The organism is Achromobacter sp. ES-001 (assembly GCF_019448355.1).
Taxonomy (GTDB): domain Bacteria; phylum Pseudomonadota; class Gammaproteobacteria; order Burkholderiales; family Burkholderiaceae_B; genus Achromobacter; species Achromobacter spanius_B.
In genome coordinates, this window is sequence record NZ_CP079940.1 from 5,460,415 (window position 1) to 5,478,416 (window position 18,002).

Below are 18,002 nucleotides of genomic sequence, written 5' to 3' on the forward strand. Positions count from 1 at the left end.
GAATAGATCATGCAATACGAAGCACTGCGGGCACTTACACCTGCTCCGGGCAAGGCGCCGGATTTCAATGCCTGCCTGGCGGCATTTCCCGCGCTGGAGCTGGCCAAGACCACGCCGCAAGACCCGCGCTATCACGGCGAGGGCGATGTCTGGACCCATACGAAAATGGTGGTGGAAGCGCTGCTGGCATTGCCGCAATACCAAACGGCGGATCGGGCCGACCAGGAAATCGTATTTCTTGCCGCGCTGCTGCACGACATCGCCAAGCACAGCACGACCGTCATCGACCCGGTCACCGGCGCCATCGGCCAGCCCGGCCACTCCCGCAAGGGCGCCATCGACGCGCGTATTGCGCTGTGGGATGCAGGCGTGCCCTTTGCCGTGCGCGAGGCCGTGTGCCGGTTGATCGCGGTCCATCAGGTGCCGTTTTTCGCATTGGAAGGCTCGCGTCGCGGCAAGACGCCCGAGTTCATCGTGCGTGAACTGTCCTGGCACGTCGACATTCCATTGCTGGCCATGCTGGCCGAAGCCGACATGCGCGGACGCATCTGCCCGGACGGTCAGCGCGTGCTGGACAACATCGCGTTGTTCTGCGAGCTGGCGCGCGACGAACGGTGCTTTGGTCAGCCACGCGCATTCGCCGATGCCCATACCGCGGTCAGCTATTTTCGCGGCGCCGACGTGCATCCCGATTACCCGTTGTTCCAGGAACCTGGATCGCGGGTGATTGTGATGTCCGGATTGCCCGCGTCGGGCAAGAACATCTGGGTAAGCCGGCATCATCCCGAGTTGCCGGTGATTTCGTTCGACGATGCGCGAGAAGAACTGGGCCTGCGCCACGGCAAGAACGAAGGCATGGTGGCGCACCTGGCTATCGACCGTGCCCGCGAACTGCTGCGGCGCAAGGCGCCCTTCGTCTGGAACGCCACCCACCTTAGCGAGCTGATGCGCAAGAAGACGTTGGATCTGCTGTATTCGTATCATGCGCAAGTTGAACTGGTCTATCTGGAACAACCGCGCGCCGAGCTGCTGCGCCGGAACACTCGGCGCGACACATCGCTATCGAACAAGACGTTGACCAGCATGCTGCACCGCTGGGACCTGCCGTTGCCGACCGAGGCGCACCGGGTGACGTATGCGGTTTGACACGACGGACCTACCGTGCCCGCCCCGGGAAGAGCACCGGAGAAGCACCGGGAAAGCACAAACAAAAAGCCGCGCGGCGGTTACGAAATCCGGCGTTCATGCGGAGGAGACAGGTGGCGGGTCGCCGGTGCCTACTGCCAAAAGCTTCGCGTACGAAGTTGCCTAAAGCGGAAACTCAAACAGGCATCCGGACAAAGGCGCCTTGGCCAACGTGTCCAGGGCGACTTGCTGGCGCGCTGTCGTGACAATCATGCGCGCACCAGCCGCCGCCAGATCTGTCGGGCAAGGCACCGGCAAGCCCACCACCCGATCCAGCAGCCCATCCCGGCTGAAGCGCACGACGCTCCAGCCGTCGCAGAGCGCGGTCCAGATGCCGCCGTCGGCGTCCAGCGCAAGTCCGCTTAGCAGTCCTGAGCCTTTGGGCATGCTGGCCAGGCGGCGCACGCTGTCATGGCCCGGTTGCAAAATCAGGATGGCGCCGGACGCGGGCGTCACCGCGTAAAGCTCACATTCCTTGGCGCACCACTGCAAGGCCTGCACGGGTTCAGCGATGGCCCAATGGGGCTCAAACCGACCCGTGGGCAATGCGATCATGCCTACCACGCAGCCTGCTCCTTCCTCCTGTTCGAACGCCGCCCAGGCCTCGCCGGCATTACCGCCTTGGCACAACGCCATCAACGTTGCGCCCGGCCATGCGGCCTGCGGATTGATCGTGCCGTCTTGCGCGATGCGTACCGCACTGTTGCCGCCCGCCACCAACATTCCGTCCGCGTCCAGCAACAGGCCCTTGATCGGATTTTCAAGCCGGTAGGCGAGCTCATCGCGCGGCGGCCTGGACGACATGTCCAGGCGCCGTACCGACGGCGCTAACACGTCGGCCCAAACCAGACTCTCGCGGTCCGGGCACCATTGCGGATGCGCGCCATGAAACGCCCAAGGCCCGGCGATGGCCACTGCGGCAGTTCCGTCCGCAGGCGGCTTCACGGTTTCGAGTTGCGCACCAATGCGGCGGGCCGCTTGAGCCACTTCGGGCCCCAGCAATTCCACTCGGGCGCGCGTCAGCCGATAGGCAGGCCCCGCCACGCTGATGGCACCCCGCACCACGCCGGATGCGTCCACGATAGGCGCCCCGACACAGCGCACGCCCAGCACGATTTCTTCGTCATCGATGGCGTAGCCTCGGGCTGCGGTGATCTTCAATTCCGCATTCAGACGCCTCCGGTCGGTGATTGTGTGGGGGGTGAACGATCTCAGCGTCATGTCGCGGACAATTTCTTCACGTGGCGCGGCTTGCATGACGGACAAAATCGCTTTTCCCTGGCTGGTGCAATGCACCGGCTTGCGCTGTCCCAACACCGCCGCGGATCGCACGCTATGCGCACCGTCGCAGCGTTCAAGTGAAATGACTTCAAGGCCGTCCAGCGTCGCCAGATAGCAGGTCTCTCCGGTCAGGTCCCGCAGACCGCGCATTTCCAAGGCGGCGGCGGCGGCCAAGTCCGGCATCGTATAGGCTTGGCGCGCCATTTCAAAACAGCGGAATCCCAGCCGATAGACCTTGCGCAGCGGGTCACGGCGCAACATGCCGCGCGCCACCAGCGTTGCCAGCAAGCGGTACGTGGTGGTTCTGGGCAACGCCAACTGCGCCGCCAGATCGGTCTGGCTCAAGCCATCGGGTGCCGCGCCCACCGCCTCCAACATGTCGATGGCTTTCTCCAAAGAGCCAGTTCCATCACCAGTATTTGCTGTCATCCGGGCAAGTCTCAATATGTGGAAAAAAGCGCCAAGTTTGACGTTCGCGCGCTGTTGGTCTCCATATTAAGTTCGCCGCAACTTCAATACCATTTCGTGAACGGATGCCGCGCCGTGACGGCGCGGGCGTTCATCCCCGGATGTTCCACCATTTGGGACAAACCGCCGATTTCCCTTCACGTAAAGCGACAGCCACGCACCATGAGCGTCTCAAACCCTCCCCCCTTGGCCGTAATTCCCCAGCGCGAACCGGCCCCTTATGTTCCCGACTCCGTCCTGGACCGTCTGGCCCGTGCAACCAGCGGCTCGCTGACCACGCAGCTGTATATCAAGGGCCTGCGTCAGCCGGTGCTACACGGCTTGACGCCGCTGAACAAAAAGGTCAAACCCTTTGCCGGCCGCGCGTACACCATGCGCTTCATTCCCGCGCGCGAAGATGTGGACGTCTATGGCAACCTGACTACGTCGCCCTCGGCGGACAACCTGCAATGGGTGGGCGTCGAGCAGATCGAGCCCGGCCATGTGCTTGTCATTGACAGCAACAAGGACGGCCGTGCCGCATCCATGGGCAATATGCTGATCACGCGGATGATGATGCGCGGCGCGCGCGGCGTCATCACGGACGGTACCTTTCGCGACGGCACCGAACTGAGCCAGATGGATTTTCCAATCTGGAGCACCGGCGTCACCGCGACCACTCGGCTGAGCTACCACCATGTGGCGGATCTGCAAGTGCCGATCGGCTGCGCCGGCGTGGCGATCTATCCGGGCGACGTGATCCATGGCGATGGCGACAACATCACCGTCATCCCCGCGCATCTGGCCGAAGAAATGGCGGACCTGTGTGAAAAGCGTGACGACATCGAAGCGTATCTGGCCTTGCGCGTGCAAGCCGGCGAACCGCTGTGGGGCCTGTATCCGCCCAGCGACGCCACGCGCGCGCAATTCAAGCAATGGGTCGCTGACGGCCGCCCCGCGATCCCCGCCGCCAAGCCCGCAGGCAGCCGTTGATCACGCCGCATTCAGGATGCACTCATGAGCAAAACGTTTACCCCCGAAGACCACGCCGCGCTGATCCGCCGCTATTTCGACGCCTGCAATGCCGCCGACTATGACGCGCTGGTTGATTGCTTCACCCCCGACGCCGTCCACTACTTCCCGGCCGGCTTGCCGGAAGTGCCGTGGCGCACCGCCGACACCATCGCCAGGAAATGGGTGTGGTGTGTCGAAACGCTGGGTTCCCAGTGGACCATCGAACGCATCATCGTCAGCCACGACACGCCCGAGGCGATGATCGAATGGACGCATTGGAAGAACAAAAGCGGCACGGCCCTGCGCGGCGCGGAGTGGTACGACTTTGATCCCGAGACGGGAAAAATCTCAGAGATCCGCGCCTACTACGCCTCGCCCGCTGACCCGTCTGCCCGCATCAATGAACTGGTTGCGTTTGACTATGCCGATCGGGGCTATCACCTGCAAAGCGCCACGAAGGCAGCAACATGATCCGGCACATTGTCTTGTTCCGCAGGCGTCCCGGCGTCGAGCGTGATGCGGCGCTTGAAGCGCGCCTGGCCGAGCGCATGAGCGCCTTGGGCGCCGACATTCCGGCGATACGGTTCTGGCGCGTTGCCGCCAACGAACTGACGCGCCCCATCAGCTGGGATTACATCCTGGAGTCCGAAGTCGACAACGCAGCCGAGCTCGATGCCTACCTGTTCCACCCGCTGCATGTCGCATTGGTGGCTGATTTGAAGCCGTACTTCGAATGGGCCGCCGTTGACTACACGGTGTAGGGCGACGCTGAAACCTATGCGAGACCGCAACATGACACTGTCTGGAAGCATGCTCATCGGAGCATCCGACGTAACGGGCGGCGGAGGCGTCGCCCACGCCATCAATCCGGCAACCAATCAGGCGATTCCGACTCCCCCGTTCGGCCTGGGCGGCGCCGCGCACGTGGATCGCGCCGCCCGTTTGGCGGCCCAGGCCTTCGACGCCTATCGACGGCAACCCATGGAGACCCGAGCCGCCTTGCTGGAGTCCATCGCCGACAACATCGAGGCACTGGGCGACACCCTGATTGAACGGGCGCATGCAGAAACGGGCCTGCCCGTTGCTCGGCTGCAAGGAGAACGCGGCCGCACGACCGGACAACTCCGCCTGTTCGCAAGCGTTGTCCGCCAGGGGCATTTCCTGCGCGCCACGCTGGACACGGCGTTGCCGCAGCGGCAGCCGCTGCCCCGTAGCGACCTGCGCATGTCCAAACTGCCGCTGGGTCCCGTCGCCGTCTTCGGCGCCAGCAATTTTCCGCTGGCATTTTCGGTGGCTGGCGGCGACACCGCCAGCGCGCTGGCGGCAGGCTGCCCCGTGATCGTCAAAGCCCACTCGGCGCACTTGGGCACCTCGGAGCTGGTGGGCCGAGCCATTCAACAAGCGGTTGCCAGGCTGGGACTGCACGAGGGGGTGTTCTCTTTGCTGATCGGATCGGGACGCAAGCTGGGAGAATCGTTGGTCGCCCATCCCGCCATCAAGGCGGTCGGCTTCACGGGGTCCCGCCAGGGCGGGCTGGCGTTGCAGCGTATCGCGCAGCAACGCACCGAGCCGATTCCGGTGTACGCAGAGATGAGCAGCATCAACCCCGTGTTTCTGCTTCCAGGCGCCTTGGCCGCCCGTCCCGAAGCACTGGCCAGCGCGTTCGCAGATTCCTTGACGCTGGGCGCCGGCCAGTTCTGCACGAACCCCGGCCTGGTGCTGGCAGTGGACGGGCCCGGCCTGGATGCGTTCGTCGCCGCCGCTGCCCGGGCAGTGGGCAAGAAGCCCGCTCAGACCATGCTGACCCCAGGCATCCACGACGCGTATTGCTCGGGCAAGGCGGCGTGGCAAGCTGCCGATGGGGTATCCACCGTGGCGACAGGTCTCTCATCCGAAGGGCGCCCCAACGCCGCTCAGGCCGCGTTGTATCTCAGCGATGCCGAGCACCTGTTGGCGAACGAAGCGCTACAGGCCGAAGTCTTCGGGCCCGCTGCGTTGCTCATCCGGGTGCGGGATGAAGACACCCTGCACCGAGTCGCCGAGCATCTTGAGGGCCAACTGACCGCTACCCTGTTGCTGGACGAGTCCGACCATCCGCTGGCGCGCACGCTGCTGCCCATGCTGGAACGCAAAGCCGGCCGCATCCTGGTCAACGGCTTTCCGACGGGCGTGGAAGTCTGCCACGCGATGGTTCACGGTGGCCCCTACCCGGCCACCACCAACGCGATGTATACCTCGGTAGGCGCGCAGGCCATCGACCGATTCTTGCGCCCAGTTTGCTATCAGGACGTGCCAGAAGCCCTGCTGCCCGCTGAGCTGCTGGCGGACAATCCGCTGAATCTCTGGCGGCTTGTGAATGGTGTGTTCAAACAAGCCTAGCCCACCTAAGAAGGCAAGAAAAAAGCGCGTCAGTCCCGAGAGACTGGCGCGCTTTTTACTTGGCCGGCATTGTCGGCCCTTTCGATCGCTACGGACGCTTGCCGAACTCTTCGAAGTCAGCGCGCCAGGCAATCGCCTGTTCGCTCAACGAGAACCCCAGCCCGGGACGATCCGACACGTACATGCGGCCATCCTTCAAGTGCATCTGCTCATTAAACATCGGACCCAGCCACTCGAAGTGCTCCAGCCACGGCTCGATGGGATAGGCGGCCGCCAAGTGCAAGTGAATCTCCATGGCGAAATGCGGGGCCAGCTTGCGGCCCTTGAACGCTCCCAACGCCATGATTTCCAGGAACGGCGTGATGCCGCCCACGCGCGGGGCATCTGGCTGAATGAAATCACTGCCTTCCGCCAGGATCAACTGAGCGTGCTCGCCCGCACTGGTCAGCATTTCGCCCGTAGCAATGGCGGTATCAAAGCGGTTCGCCAGTTGCGCATGGCCCTCGAAGTCATACGCGTCAAGGGGCTCTTCAATCCAGGTCAGATCAAAGTCTTCAAAAGCGCGGCAAGCGCGCGTCGCTTTCTGCCGGTCCCATTGCTGGTTGGCATCGACCATCAGCGGGAAGTCGTTGCCCAGCAGCTTGCGCACCTCGCCCACGCGCTGGACATCGATCGCCAGGTCAGGCTGCCCCACTTTGAGCTTGATGCCGCCGATGCCGCTTTCGCGCGAAATCTGCACGTTCTTCAACACCTGGTCCAGCGGGGTATGCAGATAACCGCCCGACGTGTTGTAGCACTGCACCGAATCGCGATGCGCGCCCAGCAGCTTGGCCAGCGGCAGACCCGCGCGCTTGGCCTTCAGGTCCCACAGCGCAATGTCGAATGGCGCAATCGCCTGTGTCGTCAGGCCGCTACGGCCCATGGACGCGCCCGCCCATAGCAGCTTGGTAAACAGCTTGGAAATATCGCTGGGGTCTTCGCCCAACAGGTTGGGTGCGATTTCCTTGGCGTGCGCATACATGCCTGGACCACCGGCGCGCTTCGAATAGCCGAAGCCGATGCCATCATGGCCGTCGCGCGTGCGGATCTCGGCAAAGATGAACGCGATCTCGGTCAATGGCTTCTGCCGGCCTGTGAGCACCTTGGCGTCACTGACGGGCGTCGCCAGCGGCAGATACACCAGCGATACCTTGATCCATTCGATACGGTCGCCGCTCTCGGCCGCGGTGCGCACGTTGGCGTCTGCCTTGGCATAAGACACGATGTTGGATTGGACAGCTTTCATTTGATCAATTCCGGATAGAGGACAACGAAAATGTGGGCCTGCTCAGTTGAGCTTGATGCCAGCCTTCTGAACGACTTGTTCCCAGCGCGAGATTTCTTTCTGTACAAATCGGCTGTAATCGGCCGACCGGGACGCCACGACGACGAAGCCGCTGGCTTCGAGCTTTACACGCGCGGCGGGGTCAGAGAACCCCTTGACCATCGCCGCCTCCAGCTTGGCGACGACAGCGGCGGGCGTGCCCTTGGGTGCGGACAACCCTGTCCACGACACGGCGCTGAAACCCGGATAGCCGGACTCGGCCACGGTCGGCACATCGGGGTACAGCGGGTTACGTTCGATGCTGGTCACGGCCAATGCCCGCAACTTTCCCGCTTTCACATGCGGCAACACCGCATCTTGATTGGTGAACATGCCGGGAATCTGGCCAGCCAGCACATCGTTCAACGCGGGCGCACCCCCCTTATAAGGGATGCCCACCATGTCCAGGCCCGCCACCTGCTTCAGGTATTCGGTCGTCACGTGACCAGATGACGCATTGACCTGGCCGTAGTCGAATTTGCCAGGATGTGCCTTAACCCAGGCAATAAATTCCTGAAAGGTCTTCGCAGAAAAGGCGGGGTTCACGACCAGCACATTCGGCCCGGCCGCCAATTGCGAAATATGAACGAAGTCGCTGTTCGAGTCATACGACGGCTTTGGCGTGAAGCCGTGAATAATGGCGTTGCTGCCTATCCCCGACAACAGCAGCGTATAGCCATCGGCCTGCGCTCTTGCCACTTGCTCCGTGCCGATCGCGCCTCCGGCGCCCCCCTTGTTCTCAACGACGAAAGCCTGCTTGAGCTCGCGGCCGAGCACATCGGCAATCAAGCGGCCCATCAGATCGCTGGTGCCGCCAGCAGGAAAGGGCACGACAATTTTCACGGGACGCGACGGATAGTCAGCTTGCGCCCAAGCAGCGCCAGGCAGTGTCACCATGCTGGCCACCAGGCATAGCGCGGTGAATAGAGATCTACGGCTCATGCTTTGTCTCCTGTGCGGTCGTAGCCGCTTTTTATGGATAGAATTATGGAAGCGCTTTCATTTTGAACGCCTGTCCGGATTTCGCAATCCACCCCTTTTATCGACATCGCCTCGCGTCCCACACTTTGGAACTTTCGCCTCACATACCCGGCAATGCCCGCATGAGCGACGTCGCCCGAGAGGCGGGCGTCTCACTCGTCACCGTTTCGCGCGCCTTGAATACCCCCGAAAAGGTGTCTCGCGATACGCTGGCGGCCGTGCGCCGCGCAATCGCCCTGCTGGGCTATGTGCCCAACCTGATGGCGGGCAGTCTGGCCTCCAACCGTTCCCGCATCGTCGCCGCCATCGTCCCAACGATATCCAACCTGGTCTTTGCCGAAACGATCGAAGCGTTGACGCATACGCTGGCCGGAGACGGATATCAATTGTTGCTAGGCCAAAGTGGCTACAGCAAACAGGTGGAAGCAGCGCTTGTGGATACGTTCCTGGGCCGCCGCGTCGACGGCTTGGTGCTGACCGGCTTTTCGCAGCCCAAAGCGCTGCGCCTGAAACTGCAACGCGCGAACGTGCCCGTCGTGCAGACCTGGGGCCTACCGGGCCCGGGGCACACCACGCTGATCGATATGGCCGTCGGGTTTTCGAATGCAGGCGCAGGACGCGCCGCCGCGCGCCATCTGATTGATCGAGGTCATCGCACGCTGGCATTCATTGGCGCCGATGAGGCGCGGTCCCGGCAACGCCTGCAAGGCTTTCGCGCGGAAGCGCTGGCCGCCGACCTGCCTGATATCGAAGCGGCGCTCATCCCGCCTCCGGTTCAGATCGACGCGGCCGGACCCTGTCTGGAACAGATGCTGACACGCCGCCCGGACATCACGGCGGTGTTCTGCAACAACGACCTGCTGGCGGCAGGCTTGCTGTTCACCTGCCGGCAAAACGGCCTGCCGGTCCCCGAGCGGCTTGCCATCATGGGCTTTGGCGATCTGTCGATTTCCCGGGCGGCCTCTCCCGCCTTGTCGACCATCCGGATCCGCCGTGCAGAGATGGGCGAACGGGCCGGAAAGATGTTGATGGCCCGTTTGGGCAACTCCGCGCCCGGCGCGAAATTCGCCGATCTTGGCTTCGAGGTCATTGAACGGAGCAGCACATGACGCACGCCGCAACCCGCGTCCAGATGGCTGACGTCGCCCGCGAAGCCGGCGTCGCGCGGGTGACGGTCTCGCGCGTGATCAATGCGCCGGACAGCGTAGCCCCCAAAACGCGCGCCACTGTCCTGGCCGCGATCGCCCGCCTGGGATTCGTGCCCAATCTGAATGCTGGCACGCTGGCGTCACGCCGTTCACGCATTGTCGGCGCCCTGGTGCCCACCCTATCCAATGCGTGGTTCGCCGACACGATGGACGGTCTGTCGGCCCGCTTGTCGGCAGCAGGTTATCAATTGCTGCTTGGGCAGACCCGATACGACCCGCATGAAGAAGAGCGATTGGTTGACGCCTTTATTGGCCGGCGCGTCGACGCCATCGTCGTAACCGGCACGCAGCATTTGCCTGCCGTGCAAGCGAAGCTGCAACGTTCGGGCATACCGGTGATCGAATGCTGGGATTTGATCGATACGCCGATTGACACCGTGGTGGGCTTTTCCAATGCGGACGCCGGCGCCACAATGGCCCGGCATCTGACAGGCCGCGGCTGCCAGCAGCTGGGATTCATCGGCGCGGATGAACCCCGTTCCGCGCAGCGCTTGCGCGGGTTCCGGGAAGCCGCGACAGCAGCTGGCGTCTCCAGCGTTCATAAGCACCTCGTCAAGCCGCCTTCCAGCATCCAGGATGGCGTTCATGGTCTGGAAGCATTGGTGCATGCGCATCCCGGTCTTGACGGTGTGTTTTGCGGCAACGACACCCTGGCGCTAGGCGCGCTGCTGGCGGCCCGAAACCACGGCTGGCGCGTTCCCCAGGACATTGCCGTCGCCGGATTTTCAGACCTGCCAGTCGCCATCGCCAGCGTCCCGGCGCTGACAACCATCAGGATCGATTCCCGCGCGCTGGGTGAGCACGCAGGCGACTTGCTAGCGCGCCGCCTGCGCGGCGCATCCAACGATGGCCAGCGCGTTCACGACCTGGGATTCACGCTTGTCGTGCGCGACAGCGCCTGATCCCCAATACCCCATCACGGGTTTGATGGACGGGCGTGAATCTCGCGCAACGCCGGCGCTCTGCGCTTGGGCTCAAAGCGTTGGATGCGGCCCACCAGCAGCCAGTAACTCGCCACGGCAACTACACCGTGCAAGCCCACAAACACCAAGGCCTGGTGGAACGAACCCGTCGTGCCCAGGATGTAGCCAATCACGACGGGCGTAGTGATGCCCGCCGTGTTTCCGACCGCATTGAACACGCCGCCAGTCAAACCGATCATCGACTTGGGCGCAGTATCGGCCACCACCGTCCAGCCCAATGATCCGAAGCCCTTGCCAAAGAAGGCCAGCGACATCAGCGCCACCACGATCCAGTCGGTATCAACGTAGTTGCAGCCGATCATGACCGAGGTCAGCAGCAGGCCGATGGTGATGGGCACCTTGCGCGCGATCGTCAATGACTGCGTGCGCTTGAGCAGCCAGTCCGACACAAATCCCGTCAGCACGCCACCCACGCAGCCGGCGATGGCCGGCAACGACGCCACAAATCCCGCTGTCAGAATGCTCATGCCGCGCTCTTTCACAAGATAGGTCGGAAACCACGACACGAAGAACCAGGTGATGGCGGTAATGCAATACTGCGCCAGGAAAATGCCCGTCAACATCCTGCTGCGGAATAGATCAAGCAGGTTGGGCGTGCGCTGCACCATGCCGTCCGCATCGGGCTGCACATCGCCGTCCGTGGAGGGGGCCACGCCATGGGCCGGCAGATCAACGAGTGCGCCGCCGTTGCGCATCAATTCCAATTCCTGGGCGGTGAGCTTGGGGTGTTCGGTTGGAACCTGATAGGCGCGCCACCACAGCAGCGCCAGCAACAAGCCCAGCGCGCCCATGACCGAAAACACATGTTCCCAGCCGAACATATGGTCCAACCAGCCCATCAACGGCGTGAACAGGGCCAACGACAGATACTGCGCACTGTTGAAGATGGCGCCGGCCACGCCGCGCTCCTGCGCGGGAAACCAAGCGGCGATCACACGGCCCGAGGCGGGACCCACCGGGGCCTCGAACGTGCCCAGCAGAAAGCGCAGAACCAGCAACGCGGCGAACGCGGAAGCAAACCATCCGGCGGCGCCCATGAACATCGTGCATGCCGACCACAGCACCAGGCCGCCCAGTACGGTGCGCTTGGCGCCGAGCCTGTCGACCAGCCACCCCGCAGGAACATGTGCCAGCACGTAAGCCCATGCGAAAGACGAGAACAACCATCCCATCTGCACAGGAGACAGACCCAGCTCCTTGGACATGCCTGAACCAGCGACAGACAAGGTCGCGCGATCGCCCGTGCTAAAGGCAAGTACGATCGTGATCAAAGCGAGAATGAGAAAGCGCTGGCGCGCACGCAACATGTCTAGGTCTCCAGATTATTTTTGTTGGGGGCAGACCGTGCGCATTGCGGGAAATGCACACCGCGCAGGACCGCGCCCGGTGCTAGGTTCAGAGTGTGTACCGACGCCTCCACGCGCTCAAGGCGGCGTGCAGGCGATCAGGTGCCTTTGTCTCAGACTCTGGAATTGAGCAGGAAGAACTCAAAAAATATCTGGCTCGCCGGCGCATTCGCCGGCCTGCGTCAGCAGCACATCCATGTCGCAGCCTTGATCCGCTTGCGGGATGTGGTCGGTGAACATCTTGCCGTAGCCTCTGCCGAATCGGGCGGGCGGCGCGTGCCATTGCGCACGCCTGCGAGACAATTCGTCGTCGCTGACTTCCAGCCGGATCTGTCGGCCTGGCACATCAATGGCGATGATGTCGCCCGCCTGCGCCAATGCCAGCGGGCCGCCCACATACGCTTCGGGCGCCACATGCAAGACGCATGCGCCATAGCTGGTGCCGCTCATGCGCGCGTCGCTGATGCGCAGCATGTCGCGCACGCCTTGCCTGACCAGCTTCAGCGGCACGGGGATCATGCCCCATTCAGGCATGCCCGGACCGCCCTTCGGGCCTGCATTGCGAAGCACGATCACATGGGGGGTAATAAGTCCGGCACGGCGATCGTCCCAGAACTTGAACGCATCCGATCCCGAGCCTAACGTCTTGCCGCGAGAATGGCCACGCAGCATGGGACCCGCGGGCAGGAACACCGCAGGCACGCCGGCGCTGATGGCGCCAAGCAGCATCGCCGGCGTCGTTTTGTCGCAACCGCCCATCAGCACCACGGCGTCAACCGGATAGCACCGAATCATTTCTTCGATTTCCATCGCCATCAGATTGCGGTAGAGCAGCGCCGAGGGCTTGACCAGCGCATCATTCAGCGACATGGCGGGCATCTCCAGCGGAAAGCCGCCTGCCTGCAAGACCCCGCGTTTGACGTCATCGACGCGCTGCCGAAAGTGCATATGGCAGGGGTTGAACTCCGACCAGCTATTGACGATGGCGACGATCGGTTTGCCTTCCCAATCTTTTCGCTCGAAGCCCATTTGCATGAACCGGCTATGGTGGTTGAAGGTTCGGAAATCATCGTTCGCGAGCCACCGCTGGCTGCTCAACTTTCTGGCTTCGGCCATGGCGATTCAGCGCCCCGGCGGCGACCACACGCCGGCGGCCTGCAACAGGCCGCGCGTGTAGCCCAGCGCGAATGCCATGAAACGTTCCCGCCCTTCATCGATGTCGGAGACGGGCACGTGATCGGGACACAATGGCCCGGCGTACCCTCCGCGTTGGTACGCCTTCACGGCCTCCAGCATGTCGACATCACCCTCGTCAGGAAAGACCTCTTGAAAATCCAGGTAGCCGCCCCGGATATTGCGGAAATGGACCATGAAGATGCGGCCGGTGGAGGCGAACTCTTCGATCACGGGGATCATGTGCCTGGCGGGCTCCTTGAACATCTCGGCAACCGTTCCCTGGCAGAAATTGAGCCCGTGGTTCTTGCTGGGAGACAAGGCCAGGAAGCGGCGCAAGCCGTCGGCCGACCCGACTACATGCTCAACCCCGTTTAGGCCCCCGACCGGGTACGCCGGATCGTGCGGATGGCAGGCCAGCCGCACACCGGCCTTGTCCGCCGCAGGCACCAAGCCTTCAACCAGGAATTCGATGGCGTCCCAGCCAGCCTGCTCGGTCACCGGCGGCACTACACGCGCCATCTTCTGGCCGCACAGCAGCGCCGACTCCGACCCGCCTTCCTCTTGATTGCTGGGATACCCGACGCCCCAGTAGGAGTGCTTGCGATCGTTTTCTGGCGAGTATTCCCGGTAGACAAATCCGGAGTTCCGAGCGCCGCCACGCCCGGGCTTCAACCCCGTGCGCGTGATGCCTACCATTTGGACGTTGTACTTAAGACAAGTGATGCCCGCATCCGCCGCCTTCTGGATGTTGTCGGCCAGGGTTGCGCGCTGCCGCTTGGCGCTATCCATGTCGATCATCGAATCCAGAAGAATGGAACCCACATCCAATGCAAAGACATCCAGCTTCAGGCCAAAACCTTCAACCCATTGTCGATAGGCGGCGAGCTTGGCGGCGTCCCATTTGCTGACACCGCCGCGGGCTGACACGAGCTCGGTGCCACGGTTGTCGAGCACGACGCTTTGAACGCCGAGTTGAGTCGACAAGCGCAGTCGGCGCTCATCAGGATTGAGCAGTTGCTCGCTGATATACATGGTGTCTCCAGAATTCCAACCCCGTCCAACACAAAATGAACACGTGTTCATTCTGTGGCGGCAGCGCCTTGGTGATCAAGCAGGGAAGTGTTCGGCGCCCGGCTCATGGGGGCCGGAATCTCAAATGGTGGATCGCGAGTGACAATTGGCGGCCTGGTCTGGCCATCGTCCAGCCCACCCCCCCGAATATGTAACAGCCTCCCCTCCCCCCCTTGAACCCTGCAACATCATCCCTATAATTAGCACTCGACACCGGTGAGTGCTAACAGCCCTCCCGGGGCTAACCGATCATTCACTTTCAATCAAGTAAACAGGAGTTCCTCATGGCCTTGCGTCCCCTGGGCGATCGCGTGATCGTCAAACGCCTCGAAAACGAGCGCAAGACTGCCTCGGGCATCGTCATCCCCGACAGCGCCGCTGAAAAGCCTGATCAGGGCGAAGTCGTGGCCGTCGGCCCCGGCAAGAAGACCGAAGACGGCAAGATCCTGCCGGTCGACCTGAAGGCTGGCGACAAGGTTCTGTTCGGCAAGTACGCCGGCCAGTCCGTGAAGGTTGATGGCGAAGAACTGCTCGTCATCCGCGAGGACGAAATCCTCGCCGTGGTTCAGTAAACCCCGCCTCAAACGAATTTTCGAAGGAAGCTAAGAAATGGCTGCCAAGCAAGTATTGTTCGGTGACGACGCCCGTGTGCGTATCGTCCGCGGCGTGAATGTTCTCGCCAACGCTGTTAAGACCACCCTGGGCCCCAAGGGTCGCAACGTCGTGCTGGAGCGCTCGTTCGGCGCCCCGACCGTGACCAAGGACGGCGTGTCCGTCGCCAAGGAAATCGAACTGAAGGACAAGTTCGAGAACATCGGCGCACAACTGGTCAAGGACGTTGCCTCCAAGACCTCCGACAACGCCGGTGACGGCACCACGACCGCCACCGTGCTGGCTCAAGCCATCGTCATGGAAGGCCTGAAGTACGTTGCCGCCGGTTTCAACCCGATCGACCTGAAGCGCGGCATCGACAAGGCTGTCGCCGCTGCCGTGGCTGAACTGAAGAAGCAATCCAAGCCGGTCACGACCAGCAAGGAAATCGCTCAAGTCGGTTCGATCTCGGCCAACAGCGATGCCTCCATCGGCCAGATCATCGCTGACGCGATGGACAAGGTTGGCAAGGAAGGCGTCATCACCGTCGAAGACGGCAAGTCGCTGGAAAACGAGCTGGACGTCGTCGAAGGCATGCAATTCGACCGCGGCTATCTGTCGCCCTACTTCATCAACAGCCCGGAAAAGCAAGTTGCCGTGCTGGAAGATCCGTTTGTCCTGATTTTCGACAAGAAGATCAGCAACATCCGTGACCTGCTGCCCGTGCTGGAACAAGTTGCCAAGTCGAGCCGTCCCCTGCTGATCATTGCAGAAGACGTCGAAGGCGAAGCGCTGGCCACCCTGGTTGTGAACAACATCCGTGGCATCCTGAAGACCACCGCAGTCAAGGCTCCGGGCTTCGGCGACCGCCGCAAGGCCATGCTGGAAGACATCGCCATCCTGACGGGCGGCACGGTGATCTCCGAAGAAACCGGCATGTCGCTGGAAAAGGCCGGCCTGGCTGAACTGGGCCAAGCCAAGCGCATCGAAGTGGGCAAGGAAAACACGACGATCATCGACGGCGCTGGCGACAGCAAGTCGATCGAGGCTCGCGTCAAGCAAGTCCGTATCCAGATCGAAGAAGCCACGTCCGACTACGACCGTGAAAAGCTGCAAGAACGCGTGGCCAAGCTGGCCGGCGGCGTTGCCGTGATTCGCGTTGGCGCTGCCACCGAAGTCGAAATGAAGGAAAAGAAGGCTCGCGTCGAAGACGCCCTGCACGCTACCCGCGCCGCAGTGGAAGAAGGCGTTGTGGCTGGTGGCGGTGTTGCACTGCTGCGCGCCAAGCAAGCCATTGCTGAACTGAAGGGCGACACGCCTGACCAGAACGCCGGTATCAAGCTGATCCTGCGTGCTGTGGAAGAACCGCTGCGCACCATCGTCACGAACGCCGGCGAAGAAGCCAGCGTCGTGGTCAGCAACGTGCTGAACGGCAAGGGCAACTACGGCTACAACGCTGCAACCGGCGAGTACACCGACCTGGTCGAGCAAGGCGTTCTGGATCCCACCAAGGTGACCCGCACCGCCCTGCAAAACGCTGCCTCCGTCGCCAGCCTGCTGCTGACGGCTGAAGCCGCCGTGGTCGAACTGGCCGAAGACAAGCCCGCTGCCCCGGCCATGCCGGGTGGCATGGGCGGCATGGGCGGCATGGACTTCTAAGTCCCGCTTTCCTTGCACGGCCTCCCCGGCGTCAAAACCGGGGAATGCAGTATCTGAAAAACCCCCGGACCTTCGCCCCGGGGGTTTTTCTTTTTGTGCGCCCATCCTGTTGTGCGCTCCTGCCCGCTACCGACGACGGATTCGGCGGCCGGCCACCGTACACATTGCCTGTTGTTTCCAGCGCACCCGTTATCTCCCGGCGCGAACACGTTTGCGCACAAACTCGCGGTTTCCCCCAGGCGCATGCGTCCCTACAATGAAGATTCCTTCGCCCACGCCGCCCCAGCCCTATGCGCCTACCCCAGAGCCTGCGAGCCTTGCGTCCGTCCGAGATCGGCGGGCTGCTGATGGACTCCGCCAACCAGTGGTCAAACCACCGCGCCTCCAGCAAGGGCGCCGCGCTGGCGTTGTACATGGTGTTTTCATTGGCGCCGATGCTGATCCTGGTGATCGCCGTGGCCGGCGCGTTCTATGGCGAAGACGCGGTACGGTCAGAGCTTTTCTTGCAGATGCGCGACCTGACCGGCGAACGCGGCGCGGAAGTCATCCAGACGGTGTTGGCCAGCGCGCATGAATCCGGCGGCGGGTGGATCGCCGCGCTGATTTCCATTTTTGTGCTGATCTTCAGCGCCACCACCGCCTTTGCCGAACTGAAGGCCAGCCTGGACGATTTGTGGGAAGTGCCCGCTAACCAGAAGGGCGGCATCCAGGGCATGGTGCGCAGCCGCATGCTGTCGTTTGGCCTGGTGCTGGTGCTGGCGCTGTTCCTGTTGGTGTCGTTGACGGTGAATGCCGCGCTGGGCGCTGCGCAAAAGCTGTATGGCGATCTGTGGATGGCATCCACCGTCGCCAGGGTGGTGGATTGGGCATCGACGCTGTTTTCGTTTTCGGTGGTGGTCGCGCTGTTCGCGGTGATCTTCAAGTTGCTGCCCAGCGCAAAGATATCCTGGCGCGACGTGATCCCCGGCGCCATCGTGACGGCCGCGCTGTTCCTGGTGGGCAAATGGGGCATCGGGCTGTACCTGAGCCGGGGCGCGGCCGTGTCGGCCTATGGCGCGGCGGGTTCGCTGATCGCCCTGCTGCTGTGGATCTACTATTCCGCGCAGATCTTCTTCTTTGGCGCGGTGTTCACGCGGCAATTCGCGCTGCGCTTCGGCGATGCCGCGAAGCCTGCCGTGTCGGACCCGGCCCCGGCGGCACCCCCACAACCCTAGACCGGTAGATACAATCGCGTCTACCGCGAGTTCTTCGACGCTGATGGCCCCGCCCGCACACGCGCTGCGGTGCATCCGTTGCCGCACCCGCACTTGCTGATTTC

General features: G+C 62.7%; 16 protein-coding genes. 10 read left to right on the forward strand and 6 right to left on the reverse strand.

Annotated elements, in window-relative coordinates; genetic code table 11:
* Window positions 1–9 precede the first annotated feature (9 nt).
* Complete coding sequence (locus tag KYT87_RS24780; protein WP_219991096.1) at window positions 10–1,146, forward strand: AAA family ATPase; 1,137 nt, start codon at window positions 10–12, stop codon at window positions 1,144–1,146.
* Between the two features lie 162 nt (window positions 1,147–1,308).
* Here KYT87_RS24780 and KYT87_RS24785 read toward each other — a convergent pair whose 3' ends face one another.
* Window positions 1,309–2,862 (reverse strand): IclR family transcriptional regulator C-terminal domain-containing protein, encoded by a 1,554-nt coding sequence (locus KYT87_RS24785; protein ID WP_255593514.1) that lies wholly within the window; start codon window positions 2,860–2,862, stop codon window positions 1,309–1,311.
* A gap of 234 nt (window positions 2,863–3,096) precedes the next feature.
* Here KYT87_RS24785 and KYT87_RS24790 point away from each other — a divergent pair, with 234 nt between their 5' ends.
* Genes KYT87_RS24790 through KYT87_RS24805 form a run of 4 tightly spaced genes read left to right on the forward strand, consistent with a single transcriptional unit; the run spans window position 3,097 to window position 6,306 of the window.
* Window positions 3,097–3,906, forward strand: a complete 810-nt coding sequence (locus tag KYT87_RS24790; protein ID WP_104142025.1) for a ribonuclease activity regulator RraA — start codon at window positions 3,097–3,099, stop codon at window positions 3,904–3,906.
* Between the two features lie 24 nt (window positions 3,907–3,930).
* Entirely contained in the window at window positions 3,931–4,398 is a 468-nt protein-coding gene (locus KYT87_RS24795; protein ID WP_219991098.1) for a nuclear transport factor 2 family protein, read from the forward strand.
* On the forward strand, window positions 4,395–4,688 hold the full coding sequence (locus KYT87_RS24800) for a Dabb family protein (RefSeq protein ID WP_104142022.1): 294 nt from the start codon (window positions 4,395–4,397) through the stop codon (window positions 4,686–4,688). The genes KYT87_RS24795 and KYT87_RS24800 overlap by 4 nt, the downstream gene beginning before the upstream one ends.
* Window positions 4,689–4,719: 31 nt before the next feature.
* The gene (locus tag KYT87_RS24805) at window positions 4,720–6,306 is read left to right on the forward strand and encodes an aldehyde dehydrogenase (NADP(+)) (protein ID WP_219991099.1); all 1,587 of its coding nucleotides are present in this window, start codon (window positions 4,720–4,722) and stop codon (window positions 6,304–6,306) included.
* An 88-nt stretch (window positions 6,307–6,394) separates the two neighbouring features.
* Here the strand turns inward: KYT87_RS24805 and KYT87_RS24810 are convergent, their stop codons facing one another.
* Window positions 6,395–7,591, reverse strand: coding sequence for a mandelate racemase/muconate lactonizing enzyme family protein (locus tag KYT87_RS24810; protein ID WP_104142021.1), 1,197 nt, complete (start codon window positions 7,589–7,591; stop codon window positions 6,395–6,397).
* Window positions 7,592–7,633: 42 nt separating this feature from the next.
* Entirely contained in the window at window positions 7,634–8,566 is a 933-nt protein-coding gene (locus tag KYT87_RS24815; protein ID WP_255593515.1) for a tripartite tricarboxylate transporter substrate binding protein, read from the reverse strand.
* 206 nt (window positions 8,567–8,772) lie between these two features.
* Between KYT87_RS24815 and KYT87_RS24820 the strand changes: the two genes are divergently transcribed.
* Window positions 8,773–9,759: a LacI family DNA-binding transcriptional regulator gene (locus tag KYT87_RS24820; RefSeq protein ID WP_219991101.1), complete on the forward strand. Its 987-nt coding sequence runs from the start codon at window positions 8,773–8,775 to the stop codon at window positions 9,757–9,759.
* Window positions 9,756–10,760: a LacI family DNA-binding transcriptional regulator gene (locus KYT87_RS24825; protein WP_104142016.1), complete on the forward strand. Its 1,005-nt coding sequence runs from the start codon at window positions 9,756–9,758 to the stop codon at window positions 10,758–10,760. Before KYT87_RS24820 ends, KYT87_RS24825 begins: the two co-directional genes overlap by 4 nt.
* 14 nt (window positions 10,761–10,774) lie before the next feature.
* Here the strand turns inward: KYT87_RS24825 and KYT87_RS24830 are convergent, their stop codons facing one another.
* From KYT87_RS24830 to KYT87_RS24840, 3 genes are all read right to left on the reverse strand, one after another.
* The gene (locus KYT87_RS24830) at window positions 10,775–12,148 is read right to left on the reverse strand and encodes an MFS transporter (RefSeq protein ID WP_219991102.1); all 1,374 of its coding nucleotides are present in this window, start codon (window positions 12,146–12,148) and stop codon (window positions 10,775–10,777) included.
* A gap of 180 nt (window positions 12,149–12,328) precedes the next feature.
* A complete protein-coding gene (locus KYT87_RS24835; RefSeq protein ID WP_255593516.1) occupies window positions 12,329–13,303 on the reverse strand; it encodes a dihydroxy-acid dehydratase in 975 nt (324 codons plus the stop codon).
* Between the two features lie 6 nt (window positions 13,304–13,309).
* Entirely contained in the window at window positions 13,310–14,395 is a 1,086-nt protein-coding gene (locus KYT87_RS24840) for a mannonate dehydratase (RefSeq protein WP_104142012.1), read from the reverse strand.
* 323 nt (window positions 14,396–14,718) lie between these two features.
* Between KYT87_RS24840 and groES the strand changes: the two genes are divergently transcribed.
* From groES to KYT87_RS24855, 3 genes are all read left to right on the forward strand, one after another.
* Window positions 14,719–15,006, forward strand: a complete 288-nt coding sequence (groES, locus tag KYT87_RS24845; protein ID WP_006221616.1) for a co-chaperone GroES — start codon at window positions 14,719–14,721, stop codon at window positions 15,004–15,006.
* A gap of 37 nt (window positions 15,007–15,043) precedes the next feature.
* Window positions 15,044–16,684 (forward strand): chaperonin GroEL, encoded by a 1,641-nt coding sequence (gene groL, locus KYT87_RS24850; RefSeq protein ID WP_046803791.1) that lies wholly within the window; start codon window positions 15,044–15,046, stop codon window positions 16,682–16,684.
* Window positions 16,685–16,974: 290 nt separating this feature from the next.
* Window positions 16,975–17,898, forward strand: coding sequence for a YihY/virulence factor BrkB family protein (locus tag KYT87_RS24855; protein WP_219991103.1), 924 nt, complete (start codon window positions 16,975–16,977; stop codon window positions 17,896–17,898).
* Window positions 17,899–18,002: the final 104 nt, after the last annotated feature.